The 17,300-nt window shown below is 36.0% G+C and carries 10 protein-coding genes; 8 read left to right on the top strand and 2 right to left on the bottom strand.

Features of this window, described 5'->3' with window-relative positions; genetic code table 11:
• The first annotated feature begins 41 nt into the window (after positions 1 to 41).
• The gene (locus ACLTU0_RS04295; RefSeq protein ID WP_412321501.1) at positions 42 to 2,186 is read left to right on the top strand and encodes a polysaccharide lyase 8 family protein; all 2,145 of its coding nucleotides are present in this window, start codon (positions 42 to 44) and stop codon (positions 2,184 to 2,186) included.
• Positions 2,179 to 3,531, top strand: a complete 1,353-nt coding sequence (locus tag ACLTU0_RS04290; RefSeq protein ID WP_412321500.1) for an FAD-dependent oxidoreductase — start codon at positions 2,179 to 2,181, stop codon at positions 3,529 to 3,531. Before ACLTU0_RS04295 ends, ACLTU0_RS04290 begins: the two co-directional genes overlap by 8 nt.
• A gap of 202 nt (positions 3,532 to 3,733) precedes the next feature.
• On the opposite strand, the gene ACLTU0_RS04285 is transcribed toward ACLTU0_RS04290, so the two are convergent.
• The gene (locus ACLTU0_RS04285) at positions 3,734 to 5,500 is read right to left on the bottom strand and encodes a sensor histidine kinase (protein ID WP_412321499.1); all 1,767 of its coding nucleotides are present in this window, start codon (positions 5,498 to 5,500) and stop codon (positions 3,734 to 3,736) included.
• A gap of 292 nt (positions 5,501 to 5,792) precedes the next feature.
• Here ACLTU0_RS04285 and ACLTU0_RS04280 point away from each other — a divergent pair, with 292 nt between their 5' ends.
• Entirely contained in the window at positions 5,793 to 6,950 is a 1,158-nt protein-coding gene (locus ACLTU0_RS04280) for an extracellular solute-binding protein (RefSeq protein ID WP_147514799.1), read from the top strand.
• A gap of 393 nt (positions 6,951 to 7,343) precedes the next feature.
• On the opposite strand, the gene ACLTU0_RS04275 is transcribed toward ACLTU0_RS04280, so the two are convergent.
• A complete protein-coding gene (locus ACLTU0_RS04275; RefSeq protein ID WP_147514798.1) occupies positions 7,344 to 8,918 on the bottom strand; it encodes a response regulator in 1,575 nt (524 codons plus the stop codon).
• 248 nt (positions 8,919 to 9,166) lie between these two features.
• On the opposite strand from ACLTU0_RS04275, the gene ACLTU0_RS04270 reads away from it, so the two are divergent.
• The 5 genes from ACLTU0_RS04270 to ACLTU0_RS04250 all read left to right on the top strand — a co-directional run.
• Positions 9,167 to 10,654, top strand: coding sequence for an ABC transporter substrate-binding protein (locus ACLTU0_RS04270; protein ID WP_308456438.1), 1,488 nt, complete (start codon positions 9,167 to 9,169; stop codon positions 10,652 to 10,654).
• A gap of 78 nt (positions 10,655 to 10,732) precedes the next feature.
• Entirely contained in the window at positions 10,733 to 12,949 is a 2,217-nt protein-coding gene (locus tag ACLTU0_RS04265; RefSeq protein WP_118446233.1) for a carbohydrate binding domain-containing protein, read from the top strand.
• A 189-nt stretch (positions 12,950 to 13,138) separates the two neighbouring features.
• Complete coding sequence (locus ACLTU0_RS04260) at positions 13,139 to 14,014, top strand: ABC transporter permease (RefSeq protein ID WP_117966605.1); 876 nt, start codon at positions 13,139 to 13,141, stop codon at positions 14,012 to 14,014.
• Positions 14,015 to 14,028: 14 nt separating this feature from the next.
• Entirely contained in the window at positions 14,029 to 14,982 is a 954-nt protein-coding gene (locus ACLTU0_RS04255; protein ID WP_412321498.1) for a carbohydrate ABC transporter permease, read from the top strand.
• Positions 14,983 to 15,012: 30 nt separating this feature from the next.
• Positions 15,013 to 17,300, top strand: a 2,288-nt coding sequence (locus tag ACLTU0_RS04250) for a cellulase family glycosylhydrolase (RefSeq protein WP_412321497.1), incomplete at its 3' end; no start/stop codon positions are given.

Genomic DNA, 17,300 nt, shown 5'->3' with positions numbered 1-17,300 from the left:
ATATGATATTATTGATACATATAAAAATGGGAGGAATGATTATGACGGATTTTAACATACTAAGAAAGCGATATTCTGATGTTTTATGCGGTAGAGGATACAACGGCAAAAAAACGGCTGATTGCATACTACAATCAGATGAACGCACAGAACAAAGGCTTGTACAGCTTGGTGGGCGTATAGAAAAGGCAATTACATCAAATGAGCCGGGAGTTATAAATGCAACACTGAAAGGAATACTGGACATTTCTATATCGTTTTCTCAAAATAACTCACAATTCTATCATAATAAAAATATAAAAAATGAAATATTTAATGCACTAAATACTTTAGAAAAAGTATATAATGACACTACTGTGCCTAAAGGTAACTGGTGGTACTGGGAAATAGGTATCCCTCTTAGTATCAACAGTATTTTTACCTTGATGTATGATTATACTGACAAATCACAACTCAAACGATATATGGCGGCGGAAAAACATTTTAATGATAGGATAAAGCTTACCGGTGCTAACAGACTTTGGGAGTCAGTTATTTTTGCTGTTCGTGGAATATTACTTTCAGACAACGATAGTATAAAGAATGCTATATCCGGTATACAGGATGTAATGGTTATAACAGACAGCGGTGACGGTTTTTATAAGGATGGTTCATTTATTCAACATGATAATATACCATATAATTGTGGTTACGGACGCTCGCTTATACAAGAACTTGCACCGATGTTATATATTTTTAAAGATACAGAATTTGAAAATAAAAATACAGATATAATTAATACATGGATTGAAAAATCCTATCTTCCTTTCATATATAATGGCAGAGCTATGGATATGGTACGTGGCAGAGAAATTTCACGTTATTATGAGCAGAGTGACCTTGCTTGTACGCACATACTTTCGGCAATGCTTATATTAAGTGAAATGCCTGAGTTTAATGAATTGAAGGGTACGATCAAGACACAGATTACAGATAATTTTTTTGAATATGCTTCAGTATTTACGGCAGAACTTGCGGAACATTTACAAGAAGATAATAATATTAAACCGAAAGAAATCAAGCCATATTTTATGGCATTTAACAGTATGGATAGAGTTGTTAAACACGGAAATGGTTATACGATAGGTCTTGCCATGCATTCAGAACGGACTGCAGCATATGAATCAATTAACGATGAAAATCAAAATGCTCATCATACCTCGGACGGTATGATGTACATTTATAAAAAAAATGAGCCAAAGTCGGACTTTTTTTGGCAAACAATAGATTTACAACGCCTACCAGGGACAACTGTTTTACGAGGCTCGACAGTAAAACCTAATATTAATGCCGCAGGTGATTTTACAGGAGGATGCGGCATAGGGGAAAACGGTGTATGCACAATGAAGTTGATTTCAAATGAAAATAGTCTGAAAGCGAATAAATCGTGGTTTTTCTTCGATAAAGAAGTGGTTTGTCTTGGAAGTTGTATAAACAGTGAAGAAGAAAGTGAAGTAGAAACGATAATTGAAAATCGACTTGTAACAGATAATTCGAGATTTACAGTACATGGTAATGAAGAAAGTGAAGGTTATATTATAAAAGGAGCTTATCTTGGTGGTAGTCATGATGTGGGCTACTGTTTCCCGGAGGAACAGGAGGTAAATATTTTTCGAGAGATACGAAGCGGAGATTGGAATAATATGAGCATAAAATCAGATGGTAAGAGTTACAAGGGAAGGTATCTTACAATGTGGATTAAACACGGAAGAAAGGTAAAAGACGTTTCTTACGAATATATAGTTATTCCAAAATGCCATGAAGAAGAAATAAATGATTATTACAGAAAAAGTGGAATAAGGATAATTGAGAATTCTGATTCAATACAGTGTGTAAAAAAGAATGGAACAACCGGAGTGGTGTTTTTGAAAGATAAGACGCACAGTGCAGGGGGGATAAGTTGTGATAGGCGTTGTATTGTGATGACCACGCAGACTTGTGGAACGCTTGAACTTTCTATATCTGATATTACACAGAAACAAGATAAAATTTATATAGAGCTTGACTACAGTGCACAAGAAATAATAAGTAAGAGCGAACGAATTAATATAATACAACTTGTACCGTATGTATGTATGGAGATTGATACTTGTGCTGCAAGGGGCGAGGAACAACATATAAAATTTGGAGGTGTAAAAAATGTATGATGTAGCGGTAATCGGAGGTGGAATATCCGGTTGTATGGCAGCAATAGCAGCTGCAAGATGTGGAGCAAGTGTTATATTGATTGAGAAATATGGATTTTTAGGCGGTACACTTACAGCATGTGGTACGGGACCTATGATGACGTTTCATGCCGGTGATGTTCAAGTTGTTCGGGGTGTAACGAATGAACTTATAGAAAGATTAATGAATAAAGGGTTCTCTCCGGGGCATATTTTTGATACTACGGGCTATACATATACAGTTACTCCGTTTTCGGCTGAAGGAATGAAACTTGAACTTGAGGATATGATGGCAGAAGCCGGTGTTGAACTTCTCTATCATAGTGTGGTCTGTGATGTTGAATACGAAAATGCCGTAATAAACTCTGTTGAGGTATATGGGAAAAACGGTAAACGATGTATAGAGTCTAGAATGTTTGTTGATGCAAGCGGAGATTGTGACCTTGCTTTTCTTGCAGGGCTTGAAACAAACAAAGGTCGTGAGGCAGATGGAAAATGCCAGCCTATGACAATGAATTTTAAGGTTATTAATGTTGATACGGATAGAGTCAAGGAATATATAATGAATAATAATGATGAATTTCCTCGGCTTAAGAGTGATTTAAGCAAAGTTACCCGTGCTCCAAAGCTATCTATAGGCGGGTATGTAAATACATTGAAAAAAGCACAAAAGACAGGCAAGATTTCATTTCAGAGGGAGGATATTCTGTTTTTTGAAACAGACAGGGTAGGAGAGTTTATTGTAAATACCACACGCATAATTAATGCAGACCCCACCGAACCGAAGGATTTAACTCGTGCTGAAATTCTCGGAAGAAAGCAGGCTTGGGAAGTGCTTGAATTGCATAAAACAGAGGTACGGGGCTTTGAAAATGCAGAGCTTGAGTTTACGGGTCCATTTATAGGCATACGAGGTTCACGTCAGCTGAAAGGTAGCTATGTGCTTACAGCTGAGGATATTATATCCTGTGTAGATTTTGATGATACCATTGCTTGCGGCGGTTATCCAATAGATATTCACGCTCCGGAGGGAAATGATACCCAAATGTATGAAAAAACAAAACTTTCGTTAGAATATGGGGATATATATCATATTCCGTACCGTTCGCTTATTTCTGACAATGTGAAAAATTTGATTACAGTCGGACGCTGCATCAGTGCAAATTTCGAGGCACAAGCGGCAATACGTGTATCACCTATTGCAGGAGCTATAGGTCATGGCGGAGGTGTTGCCGCCGGAATATGTGCTGTAAATAATATAAACGTGCAAGACATTGACATTGAAGAATTAAGAAAAGAACTTAAAAAGCAAGGTGCTTTTATATAAATATAATGAACGGTCAATTATTTTTGACATTCGTTACATTCTGTTGAATATAATCTCGGTATTGCCGGAACATGGCAAAGATAGCACTGTTATGAAAGATTCTTCATAACAGTGTGCAAAGCTGAATAAGCATTAAGTTTGCGGCAGTATTGAGTTATATTATTTTCGGTATTTGAATTGCAGTCAATCCTCATATACAAAATTATAAATCAATAGTTTTATATTCCGGTTCTTTTCGCTTTATTTTTATTGTGGCTGTTACACCGCCGGTTTCATTGGTTTTAAATGATAAGCCGCAGGTTTTATCAAAATATAACTGAATTCTCAGATTTACATTTGTAAGCCCGTATTTTTCGATTGGTTCGCTGTAGTCCAATTCACGAGTAACGGCTTTATTTAACTCATCTGTATCAGTGCCGCAGCCATTGTCTGCTACCTCAATAAATATATAATCATCTTCAGAATAGACGCGTATTGTTATCATACCGCCTTCTTCAATTTCATCAAAACCATGGATGATAGAATTTTCAACAAGAGGCTGAATTGTTAATTTTACGATTGTACAGTGCAGAAGATTTTCGTCAATGTCATATACAACGTCAAATTTATCCTCAAAGCGTATCTTTTGTATAGATACATAGCTTGATATTTGATTTAATTCGTTTTCTATTGTAGTATATTCGTTGCCTTTATTAAGAGAATGGCGGAAAAAAGTTCCCAATGCGGACACCATTTTACTTATATCCGGTGCATGATGAGCACGTGCCATCCAATGAATTGAGTCAAGGGTATTGTATAAAAAGTGAGGGTTAATTTGAGCTTGCAAAGCCTTAAGTTCAAATATCTTTTGTTTTTTATATAAATCTTCAACATCGGTTATGAGAGAATCTATGGTGTTGAGCATAGAGTTGTAGGACTCACCCAGTTTGCCCATCTCGTCATGAGAGGTTATTTCTATCGGTATACGCTCATAGTTATTTTCAAAGCGTTCCATATGCTTTATAAGCTTTGTTATAGGAGCTGTAAGCCAACGTGTAAAAATAAAAATGAATATTAGAGCGACAAGTAATGCTATAATTCCTGTAGTTATCATTGATTTTTCGATTATATGTATATCACTGTTAAAATCATCAAGTTTTGAAGCACGTACAAGGATAAGAGAGCTGTCCTTGAGCCGGCTATGGTTTATAATATGTTTTTCTTTGTTTATCTGAACAAGCTGAGGCTTATCGGAATCAGCACTTATTGCTTTAAAAAATTCATTTTCGTTTACAAAGTTGTTTATGTAGCTATCATTCCACGTGTTTATTATGTGATTTTCATATACCAAAAAAAGCTTACCTGTATTGTTCATACTTATATGTGCAATATCATTTGTAAATTGCGAAAGATTAACATCTGCACGGATTATTCCGAGTATTTTATGGGTTCTCGTATCTATAAACGCACGAGCAACGCACAACAAGCCATTGGCATCAGAGGAATCCATAACGCACCAGTATGTGCTTCCGTTCAGTTCCTTTGTGTTTTTATACCATACCTCATTTTTGGAATAAACGGAAGCGGTCACATTCGAATCAAACGGAGATGGGTATGATGTACGGTTTTCAATATATAGACTAAGACGTGATACTGTTGCTTTTAAGGGGTCTATTTTTGAAAGTTCTTGTTCTATGGCGGCAATTTCTTCATAAGGAGACGGAGGATTGGACGCAGTCAGCATTTTTTCAATTGTCGAATTGGCTTGAACACTATACAGAATTTGCTCAATATTATTCATGGTATTTGTCATATTATTGACAGCGAGGCCTGTTATCTGTGCGTTATTGTCAGTTATTTCATTTTCAAATCTTCTTGAAATGCTCGAAAATACGGTTAAACCAAAAATAATGATACATAATATAATAACCGTAATATATGAAAGCAACAATTTTGTACGAAATGACATATTATTGAACTTTTCAGACATGACAAACACCTCCTTTTTATAATATAATAGCCATTGCAAAATACTGAAAATATAAAGTTTATGAATTTTTATGGATATAGCTAATCCGTTTTATCATTATAAAGTTAAATTGGTATATATAAAAACACTTCTATGATATAATTATACCATAACCATATTAAATTTCAAGTCATAAAAATATTTGGCAGAGTAATACAAAAAAATATGCACTATTTAAAGTTTTCCGCTATTTACTAAATAAAGTATTTAGGGTATAATATTATTAGCAAGACTTATAAAGGAAGTGTTTTTAATGAAAAAATTACTTATTTTGTTTTTGCTTGCTTCTGTGATGTTATCAATGTGTTCAGGATGCACAGTGGAGAAAACAGTGGAATCCGCACAGGCTGTTACTGTTTTAAAAGTAATAAAACCAAACTATATCTCAGATTTCACGCAAAATATAGCTGAATTTAATGAAGCAAACCCAGATATTCAAGTAAAATTTATTGATGCACCCACTTCAACAGAAAAGAGGCATCAGCTATATGTTTCGGCGTTAAGTGGTAAAGACAGTTCAATCGATATATACTGGATTAATGATGAGTGGACTAAGGAGTTTGCTGAGCAGAAATACATAAAGGCTCTTGATGGAGAGATTTTATTAGATAATAGCAGATATATAATTGACGCACAGGAAAGATTTTCTGTTAATGATTCTTTTTATGCTATGCCTGTGGGAATGGATACTGATGTTATATTTTATAGGAGCGATAAGATTCATAACGTTCCTGAAACATGGGACGGAATTATAAATCTTTGCCGTAATTCCGATTTCGGACTACCTATTAAACTGGGACTTACTACCTCAGATATTCAAGATATGATGTATAATATTATAGAAATAAAAGAGGCGATGGGCATAAGCTATGCAGAAACGCTTAATCTATATAAGGAATTTATTGAAGAATACAAAGATATTGAAAATTACACTGATACAATAGCCGCCTTTAAAATTGGCAGTGCAGCGATGTTGATGGGAAACAGCTCTTTATGGAAAAAGCTTAATGGTGATACTTCGGCAGTTAAGGGAAATATAATGGTAGCAAGTCTGCCTAATAAAAATCAATTTGTAAGAAGTTATGCCCTTGCAATAAACTCAAATTCAAAAAATCAAGAGGCAGCAATAAGATTTCTTGATTTTATGAATGGAAAAGAGCAGCAGAGAAGACTATCAAGAGATACATCGCTTATCCCGATAATAAGAGAACTTTATGACGATGAAATGATATTAGATGCAAATCCACATGTGAAGGGAATAAAGCAAAGTGTACAAAATTCAAGCTCTTTTGCAACAGTAAGTATTAATGGAGAGAATCTAAAAAAGCTGGAGGAAGCACTTATTAAATTCTTTAATAATGAAGAAACGTCAATGAATACAGGAAAAATATTTGAGGATTTGATGCAATAAGAATAAACTAATGTGATATTTAACAGGAAAACCACCATAGCCGCAATGTCATTAGTTAATATGATATTGCTTGGCACAAAATGAGAAAATGGTTTGGAAACATGTAGGTATTGAACCGATTTCCAAAAAGTTAGACCACAAATCTAACTTTTGGAAGTCGGTTTTTTGTGGCAAAATATAGTTATGAATTTAAGTTAAAAGTTGTACGGATACTTAAATAGTGATTGTGGTTACAGTCTTGGATTATCATAATAAAATAGTTTGACCACACCACTGATTCGAGTTCACCTCAGTAAAGCACTTTTTTAATTATTTTACATTCAAGTATATTTCTAAACTTAATTCTTTTTGTTTGCCTTAAATTAATGACATTGAACGTAGTTGGTGTTTTCCCTATATGTCTTGAGGCATAGATGGATTGTGACTCGCTCTATACTGCGATGGAGTTTTACCACAGATACGCTGAAATAACTCACTGAAATAGCGGGTGTTGTTGTATCCTACTTTTTCGGCAATATCATATATTTTTAAATCAGTTTTTTCAAGAAGTTCTTTGGCCTTTTCAATTCTTGTCTGTATGAGATAATTTTTGAAAGTTATATTAGTTTCCTTTTTAAATATAACGCTTAAATAGCAAGGTGAAATAAACACTTGCGAAGCAACCGTTTCAAGCGAGGCATCCCTTGCATAATTTTTTTCGACCAGAGCCTTTACTTGAGTTATTATATTTGCAGCCTTTTGTTTTTGAACACTTTCAATATATGATATTATAACATCTGTAATATTTTCAACAAAGGTTTTAAGTTCTGCAGGAGATTGAGTTTTTCTGATTAATGACCACGCATCCGTATTTTTAAAGAGGATTGTTGGATCGCAGTCAATATCATAGAGTGCATCTGAAATTGAAAGAATAAGTGACATACAGCGTCGCTGCTGATTATAAAGATTCATATCAGAACGTTCCATAACGTCGAAAAGCTCCTTGACGCTTTTTTTGCTTTGCTTTTCGTCGTTGTTTTTAAGTGCTTTTATGTAGGTTTCTATCAGTTTTGACTGATATGCCGAAAGCTGTGATTTTGGTTCAATATCATTAATATAAATAATGTTTCCTTGTCCAAGTCTGTCACTGTAATCGAGTGCTTGCAATGCAGAGGTATAGCTTGCCTCAAGTTCGGATATTTCCGAAGTAAAGATACCTATTCCTATATTATAATTAACGTTAAATTCAGTATCAATAAAGTCTCCCAAATTCTCACAACAAGAGAAAAGTTTTTGCTCGGATTCTCCTTCCGGTTCGTTAAAGCAGCAAATAAATACGAGGTCCGAATTACTAAAAAAGGGAATAAAGTTTATTGTTTTAGGAAGATGTTCGATTAGTGCCTCAAAAATCATAAAATTCATTCCGTAGTTGGTACTGTCTGTATCAAGACGTATTACAAATGTCGTCATTGCCGCAGTTTTTTTAGATATCTCAAATAGTTCAAAATCAAGAATACCGTATTGTGCACGATTAAATAAATAATTCAATAGAAAATAACGGCTATTTCTAAGCGTTTTGCGTAATTCAATTTCTTTTTCTGCTTTTTGTTGCTCAAGGTGTATTTCTTTTGTTAATTTGTCAACTATTTTATAAAGTTCAAATTCATCTATCGGTTTTAAAAGATATTGACATACGCCGTTATTAATAGCACTTTGTGCATATTCAAAATCATTGTATCCTGTAAGAAATATAATTTTTGTATTAGGCGAAATTTTATGAATTTGTTCTGAAAGCCATATGCCGTCTTTTGTTGGCATTTTTATATCTGATATAACAATATCGGGAAGCATTTTCTGAAAAAGCTCAAATGCTACCTCACCATTTTTTGCTGTTCCTACTACCTCAATACCTCTGGTATTCCAATCCAGTGAAGCAAGTCCTTCACGTATTATCTTCTCATCGTCACAAATTAACAACTTTACATTCATAATTCTCCATCCTATCTTATCTTTATATTAAACTATATAACATTTTAACATATTTTTATATTATTTCAAGTAGGAAATGATATAAATTTTATTAAAAAAATATGCACATTTTAAAGTTTATCGCTATTTATATTTGAAATACTATGGTGTATAATGTTAAACATAAAGAAAGACCAATATAAAATGTTCTGATAATGGGAAAGGACGAAACGTCTGAACCGTTATCAAAAAAGAAAGGAGATAAAATTATGAGAAAGAAAATTGCGGCATTATTGGCCATGCTAATGCTTGGAGGTGTGCTTACAGGCTGTGGCGGAGGAAACAAGGTTGCAACAGGCGGTGAAGATCCTAATGTTGTACCGGAGGATACATATGAAATCAACTGGTATATGCAAGGTATGCCACAGGAGGATGTTGCTTCCGTAGAGGCTGCTGTTAATGATTATCTTAAGGATAAAATTAACGCTACACTGAAAATGCACAGACTGGAATCAAATCAGTACAGCAAGCAGCTAAACACAATGATAGCGGCGGGTGAATATTTTGATATTGCATGGACAACACCCGGAGTTCTTACTTATACGGCAAATGCGAGAAACGGTGCATGGCTTGCACTTGATGATTACATTGACACATATATTCCAAAGACAATTGAGCAGCTTGGAGAAATAGCCGACAATGCAAGAGTGGACGGCAAGCTTTATGCGATACCGACATATAAGGAAATGGCAGATTCAAGAGGCTGGACATATCGCAAAGATATTGCCGAAAAATACAATATCAATATGGATAATATTAAGACATTTGACGAACTGTTACCGGTGCTTAAAATGATTAAGGAAAATGAACCAAATATGCAATATCCGATTGACTGGGGCAGTGACAGAACACCTGAAGCTCTTATGAAGTACGAGGAAATCGCAGGAACAGCCGTTATTTTCTACGATACAGACAAATATGACGGCAAGGTTGTAAATCTTGTAGAAACTCCGGAATATCTTGAAGCATGCAAATGGGCTAATAAGCTTTATAACGAAGGTCTTGTAAAGAAAGACATTATGACTGCTACGGATTTTGAGCAGAGATTAAAGGACGGAAAAACTTTCTGTTATGTGGACTTCTTAAAACCAGGTAAGGCCAAGGAAACTTCCGCTAAGTTTGATTTTGAACTTGACCAATCAACAGTATCGGATATATGGCAGGATAATGGAGCCGGAACAGGTTCGATGCTTGCTGTTTCAAGAACATCAAAGAATCCGGAAAGAGTTCTTCGTTTCCTTGAACTACTTAACACTGATGCAACTCTCAGCAACCTTATCAACTATGGTATTGAAGGAAAACATTACACCAAGATTGATGATAATACTATAACAATTCCGGATGATACATCGTATACGTTACAAGGTTATCAGTGGATGCAGGGAAATGTATTCCTAAATTATCTTACAGAAGGAGAAAGCCCTGATAAGGTTGAGGCTCTGAAAGCATTTAACGCAGAGGCTAAGAAACCTATCGATTATGGCTTTAAATTCGATAATACTGCGGTAGAAGCGGAAATAGCGGCATGTCAGACAGTTAAGAGCGAGTATCGTAAACAGGTAATTATGGGTTCAATGGACCCTGAGCCGATTATGAAAGAATATGCCGCTAAACTTAAGGCTGCCGGCATTGACAAAATTATTGAAGAAGCACAGAAACAGTATGATGAATTTCTTGCGAACAAGAACAAGCAATAACAAGAACAAATAATTAGGTATAAGTATAGCGGTCTTTGACCGCTATACTTATATGAGGGATATTTAGGAGATTTAGTTATGAAGAAATTAGTTTCATTAATTATCGCGATGTCAATATTTTTTTCAATAAACTGTGCTATCTTTGCGACAAACGTGTCATATATGGCTGATTTTGAGTCTGCAGATGCGAAATTTGGTAATAGCACAACATATAGCGGAACTAAAAACACAGCCGGCGATTATAGTGATTTTGTCAAACCAGAATGGGTAGCCGATGGTGGAAAGGAAAATTCAACAGGACTTCGCATAACCTACAAAGCTGCGACATGGTATGCAGGCGAGGTTTTCTTCCCAATTCCTGTAGCTTGGCAAAACGGTGCGGATGCTGAGTACCTTAATTTTGATTACAATGGCAAAGGTATTGTAAATATCAGCCTGTCAACAGGAAGTGCCGCAACAGACACTCTTACGAAAGGTACAAAGTACAGTTATAAACTTAATGCCGATACAAACGGTGAATGGCAAAGTATAAGTATTCCACTTTCGGAATTTAAAAATAACGGAAATCCTGTAACAATAGCCAATATAGGCTGCGTGACATTCCAAGCGGGCGAAAACGGCGGTTTGAGTAACAGTGCCTCTGAAACGAAAGCAATGACGGCAGCGGAGCTTGAAGCGAAAGCGAGAAACGGAAGTATAATCTTTGACAATATGGAGTTGTCCAATGTCGGAGAGAATGTTCTTAATCCAAATGCAACACCGGAACCTACAGAGAAACCGGATAATACAACAAGAACCATAGATTTTGATACTTATACTCTCAGTCATAAGCAGACCTGGGCAGGATTTAATAACAATGATAAGACCTACAGTGACAGTATAAAGTCAGAAATAACTGAAAACGGTAAAGAGGGTTGTGCTCTTGAACTGACTTACAAAGCTGCCACATGGTATGCCGGAGAGATATTTATGTCAATACCAAAGGAATGGGCAATAAATAAAAATTCAGAGTGTCTTGAATTTGATGCTAAGGGACAAGGAAAAATAAAAATATCTCTTGAAACGGGCGAGGTTGTAAACGGAATACGATATGGTCATACAGTGACTATAAACACAAATGATGAATGGCAAAAAATCAGTGTGCCACTTTCTGAATTTGTAAATAACGGTAATGAAGTGCCGTTGACAGATGTGGTAGGAATGGCTTTTTCTGCGGCAGAAAGTGGAAACCTCGATAACAATGCTGAAGAAACAAAGATGATGAGTGCAGATGAACTTGAAGAAAAAGCTGTAACAGGATGTGTAGTAATAGATAACATCACGCTTGCGGAACAGGATACAACTTCCCCGACAGCTGCTCCGGAAGCGACAACTCAACCGACAGAAATATCGTATGTTGCGGATTTTGAAACAGCGGATACTAAGTTCGCAAGCGGTAAGACATGGGGAGGATTCAAAAATAAGTCGAATGATTATCAAGACTATATAAAAGCAAAATGGCTGCAGGACGGCGGAGTTGATGGAAGTACGGCTTTCTGTGTTTACTATCAATCGGCAACTTATTATGCCGGCGAAATTTTTGTGCCGGCTCCTGCAGTGTGGACAAATAATGGTGCAAAGGGGGCTGAGTACCTAAACTTTGATTATAAGGGTAAAGGAGCTGTAAAAATAAGTTTTTCAACGGGCAACACTGTCGATGGAACGCTTACAAGTGGTACACGTTATACGAGGAGATTTGAACTTGATTCTCATGGCGATTGGGCGAAAATCAGTGTTCCGCTTTCGGAGTTTGTAAATGGTGAAAATATTGTTAATATGACGGAGATAGGCACTGTTACATTTCAAGCGGCTGAGAATGCCAATCTTGATAATAATTCAGACGACACAAAGGCAATGAGTGCAGATGAACTCAAAGAGATAGCGAGAACTGGTGAGATTATCTTTGATAATATGACACTGTCGGAAACAGAAGGAAAAACAACTCTGTTTTCATCTGTTAAAGTAACAGCAGAAATTGACGGAAAGGAAATCACTAATCTTACAAATGGAGATATAAAAATAAAAGCGATAGCATCTGATATTGAAAAAGATACAAATATGGTAATGATTGTAGCTGTGTATAAAGAAAACGGTGTGATTGATACAGTTCGTATGGCTGGGCAGAAAATAATCGGAGACGGTGAATTGATGCTTGACTTGAATGTTACAGATGCTGAGCATCAAACTATGAAAGTGTTTATATTTGATGATTTTACAAATCTTCACCCGATAATCAATGTGACAAACTTTTTATAAATTAAACCACCTAGCTTAAAGTTTACCTCATTTTAATGAAAAATAGTACATGTTATAATAATTGCAAGATAAAGAGATTTATATATCTCTTTAATCCTTGCAATTATTAAGTTTTTAAGGAGTGGATGAGACGTGAAAAAAAAGAAAAGCCTTATAAGAGATTTAAAAGAAAATGGTTCCTTGCTCTCAATGTGCATTCCAGGATTAATATTTTTTATACTGTTTAATTATTTGCCAATGTTTGGTATTATAATTGCGTTTAAGCAGTATCGTTATGATCTTGGAATATGGGCAAGCCCGTGGAATGGACTCAAAAATTTTGAGTTCATGTTTAGCAGTCCGGACGCATGGGTTATTACGAGAAATACGATAGCATATAATTTGTTGTTTATTTTCGGCGGTCTTGTATTTAATGTGGCAATGGCAATCGGACTTTCTGAATTGAGGAATAAAGCAGTTTCAAAGCTGTGCCAGACAGTAGTAATTATGCCGCATTTCTTATCATACGTAATTGTAAGCTTTCTTGTGCTGGCATTTCTTCACGTTGAGAACGGTCTGATAAATAGAAGTCTTATTCCGGCACTTGGATTAGAAGGTGTAGACTGGTACTCAAATCCGAAATACTGGCCATGGATTCTTGTTATAGTAAACTTTTGGAAAACAACGGGATATGGCAGTGTTGTATATCTTGCAGGTATAGCAGGAATTGACACCTCGCTTTATGAAGCCGCTAAGGTTGACGGAGCATCTCGATGGCAGCAAATACGATACATAACATTGCCGGCACTTGTTCCTCTTATGGTAGTTCTTACAATTTTAAATGTCGGAAAGATATTCAATTCCGATTTTGGTTTATTCTATCAAGTGCCGTTAAATACCGGTGCCCTTTATCCGGCTACAAATGTTATCAGTACATACGTATATAATATGTTGATGTCAGCGGGTACGGGAAGTGTAGGAATGGCTTCAGCGGCAGCTTTTTATCAATCAATTGTTGGATTTATACTTGTTATGACAACTAATTTTATTGTGAAGAAAATAAGCCCCGAAAACGCATTATTCTAAAAGGAGGTATAACAGTGAAGAAACAAGAAATTAATATCATAGATAGTATCAAACAGCCGGAAGTTAAAGCTCCGGCTAAGAAAAAAAGACGTAAAATCAAAGTTTCGGACATTATTCTTTATTTTATATTTTTTCTTATTGTAGTAGCTTGTGTTTATCCTTTGCTCGTGGTTCTTGGAGCATCGTTTACAAGTGAATCGGCAATTTCAGAGTTTGGTTTTCATGCTATTCCTAAAGAATGGAGTCTTGATGCTTATAGATATATAATTACATCTAAAGAAATGATTTTAAGAGCATATGGTGTAACTATTTTTGTTACGATTGTAGGAACTCTTATGAGTACATTGGTGGTTGCACTATATGCATATCCGCTTTCCAGAAAGGATTTTAAATACAGAAAACTGTTTACATTTATAGCGTTTTTTACAATGCTTTTCAGTGGTGGAACAGTGGCAGGATATATGGTGACAACAGGCATTCTTAATCTGAAGAACAGTATATGGGTACTTATTTTTCCTTATGTTATGAATGCATGGCACGTAATTGTAATGAGGTCATTCTATTCAATGTCAATACCGACTGCAATAATAGAGGCGGCGAAGATAGACGGGGCAAATGAGTATCAGATATATTTTAAGATTGTTCTGCACATATCTTTACCTGGATTGGCAACGATTGCACTGTTTGCAACACTTACTTACTGGAATGACTGGTGGCTTCCGCTTCTTTATATAACAGAGCCTCAAAAATATAATCTCCAGTATCTTCTACAAAGTATGATTTCAAATATTCAGAATTTGACCGAAAATTCAGCTCAGATGGGTTCGGCAAATCTTCTCGCTAATGTTCCTAAGGAAGGTGCGAGAATGGCACTTTGTATAATAGCGACTTTACCTATATTGTTTGTTTATCCGTTTTTCCAGAAATATTTTATTCAAGGATTGACGGTAGGTTCAGTAAAAGAATAATTTTATATTTATTCGAATAAGGAGTTTACTATGAAAATAAAAAGAGTTATCAGTTGCTTACTTGTTGCAGTTTTTAGCATGTCATTGTTGCTTGTACAGGAATCAGCACAAGCTAAAATTGGAACGGTACAAAAGATATTACCCTCGGAGCTTCATGTTGAAGGCAGATACATATATAATGCTGAAGGCGAAAAGGTTAGGCTTACCGGAGCGAATATTCCGGATTTGCAGTGGGCCACAGGCGGAGATAATGACCTTATGAAGAGAGTAGGACTTCTTTGTGACAGTTGGAATGCAAATTGTGTTCGTTTGTGCGTTCATTCTAAATTTTGGTTTGGACAAGAATGGTATCAGGGTAAGAGTTATGGTGATTACCGCAAAATGGTTGATAATGTAATTAATCAAATTACATCACGCGGAAAGTATGTAATACTTAATCTGCATGAATTTTATGCTATTACAGAACAGCAGAAGGATTTCTGGAATGATGCAGTAGAGGTTTATGGAAATAATCCGGGAGTTATATTCGGTTTGCTCAATGAACCTCATGATATTGACTGGAAAATGTGGCGTAACGGCGGTATGCTTGAAACTACCGACAGCTATGGAAAGAAAACACAGCGTGTATATGGTCATCAAGAAATTCTGGATATGATACGCAACAAGGGTGCAAAAAATATTGTAATTGCGGGCGGTCTTGATTGGTCATACTATTTTGACGGTCTGTGCGATGGATATAACGGCATGGAACATGGCTATAAATTAGAGGATAAAACGGGTAACGGTGTAATCTATGACACACACATTTATCCAATGAAGCCGGAATATAATCCGGTTGAAAAAGCCGTAGAGTGTCTTGTAGATGAAGCTCCTATACTTGTGGGTGAATATGGACACTGGGGAGAAAGACTTTTTGATTGGTATGACAATTATCTTTGCGAATATCCACATGTATGGATGAACGAAATCCATGATTTTATTGACCGTAATGAACTTAACTATACGGCATGGTCTTTTCACACGGGTGCAAATCCAAATATGTTTATGGACTATGACACATTTACACCATCAAATTATTCGGGTATATATATGAAATATAAAATGCTTCAAGAGCCTGAAACACGTCCGGAGGAAAAAGATAGACAGTATGTCGACCCATCACCACTTTCGACTTGGGAACATATTATTGATTTTGACGATAATACCGTGGACTTTAAAGTGTATGGCAAAGAAGTAAGGACAGAACGAACAGATAGTGGTTATGAAGGCAGAGGTCAGCTTATTGATTTTGACAGAAGCTGTGTTGATAGTTGGGACAGTGCTGCGATTGCTGATTTTGATAAAGATACTGATTTGAGCGGTGCAAAATGGCTTGCCGTGAGAATAAAAGGCGACGGTGATATGCGTAAAATCGGAATTGGACTTGAGTTGAAAGATGGTAGATTATTTACAACTTATATGCAGATGGATTTACATGATAACTGGAAGGACTGGTTTTTTCCATTAAGCTTGTTTAAGAATGAGCAAGGGATACTTGATACAACACAAATTAAGTCTGTACTCTTTACATCTCTTGATGACGGTCCCGGCAGTTTTATAATTGATAATATAAAAGTAGGAGGACTGCCATACGAAGAAATAAAGCCTTTTACGGTATCGAGCGTTACCCAAAAGGAAAGTATGACATGGAAGGCATGGGAAGACGATGAAAACACAGAAACAGACTCGTTTACTGTTACTAATGCAGTTGAAGAAAGCAGGGGACAAGGCTCGAATCCTGTTATGTTTAGCTATAATTGCCCTGAAGGTTCGTATGGAGGGCAGGCGAGGGCAACAATCCCTAAGTCTTGGGATATAGGCGATGCTGAATATTTTACATTTTGGGCAAAGGGCGATGGTTCTAAGCAACGCTTTATACTGCGTTTTGAACAGGAAAAAGGTACAAATCAAAATGAACAGCGTTCAAATTTCAAGAAACGTGAGTTTGAAAGATTTTGTATCGCATTCGATGTCAACAGCACGGAATGGAAACAGTATAAATTTAGGATAAGCGACCTCGGTATGAGCGATATGCTTCATCTTAACAAGGTAAGATATATCAGTCTTTTTAATATGACACTAAACTCTTCGGGACGACTTTGGATTGACGATTTTGCTTTTACGAATATTGGTGATAAACTCACAGGACAATCAGTAAGCCATGCAACGCCGGTCAAATCGGAACCGATAGGTGAACTGGTTACAAAATATCCTGCAAACAAAGCAATTCAAATTCCAAAGACATTTGAGGTTGAGGCAGGAATTGAAGAACATATTTC

Origin of the sequence: Hominilimicola sp. (assembly GCF_046972485.1) — a bacterium.
Lineage (GTDB): Bacteria > Bacillota > Clostridia > UBA1381 > UBA1381 > Hominilimicola > Hominilimicola fabiformis.
Note: the sequence above shows the minus strand (reverse complement) of the source record. Positions and strands in the feature narration are given on the sequence as shown.

Coding starts and splice junctions, on each gene's coding strand:
- ACLTU0_RS04285 (WP_412321499.1), bottom strand. CDS start 5,500: ATGTCTGAAAAGTTCAATAATATGTCATTTCGTACAAAATTGTTGCTT.
- ACLTU0_RS04280 (WP_147514799.1), top strand. CDS start 5,793: ATGAAAAAATTACTTATTTTGTTTTTGCTTGCTTCTGTGATGTTATCA.
- ACLTU0_RS04270 (WP_308456438.1), top strand. CDS start 9,167: ATGAGAAAGAAAATTGCGGCATTATTGGCCATGCTAATGCTTGGAGGT.
- ACLTU0_RS04260 (WP_117966605.1), top strand. CDS start 13,139: ATGTGCATTCCAGGATTAATATTTTTTATACTGTTTAATTATTTGCCA.
- ACLTU0_RS04265 (WP_118446233.1), top strand. CDS start 10,733: ATGAAGAAATTAGTTTCATTAATTATCGCGATGTCAATATTTTTTTCA.
- ACLTU0_RS04290 (WP_412321500.1), top strand. CDS start 2,179: ATGTATGATGTAGCGGTAATCGGAGGTGGAATATCCGGTTGTATGGCA.
- ACLTU0_RS04275 (WP_147514798.1), bottom strand. CDS start 8,918: ATGAATGTAAAGTTGTTAATTTGTGACGATGAGAAGATAATACGTGAA.
- ACLTU0_RS04295 (WP_412321501.1), top strand. CDS start 42: ATGACGGATTTTAACATACTAAGAAAGCGATATTCTGATGTTTTATGC.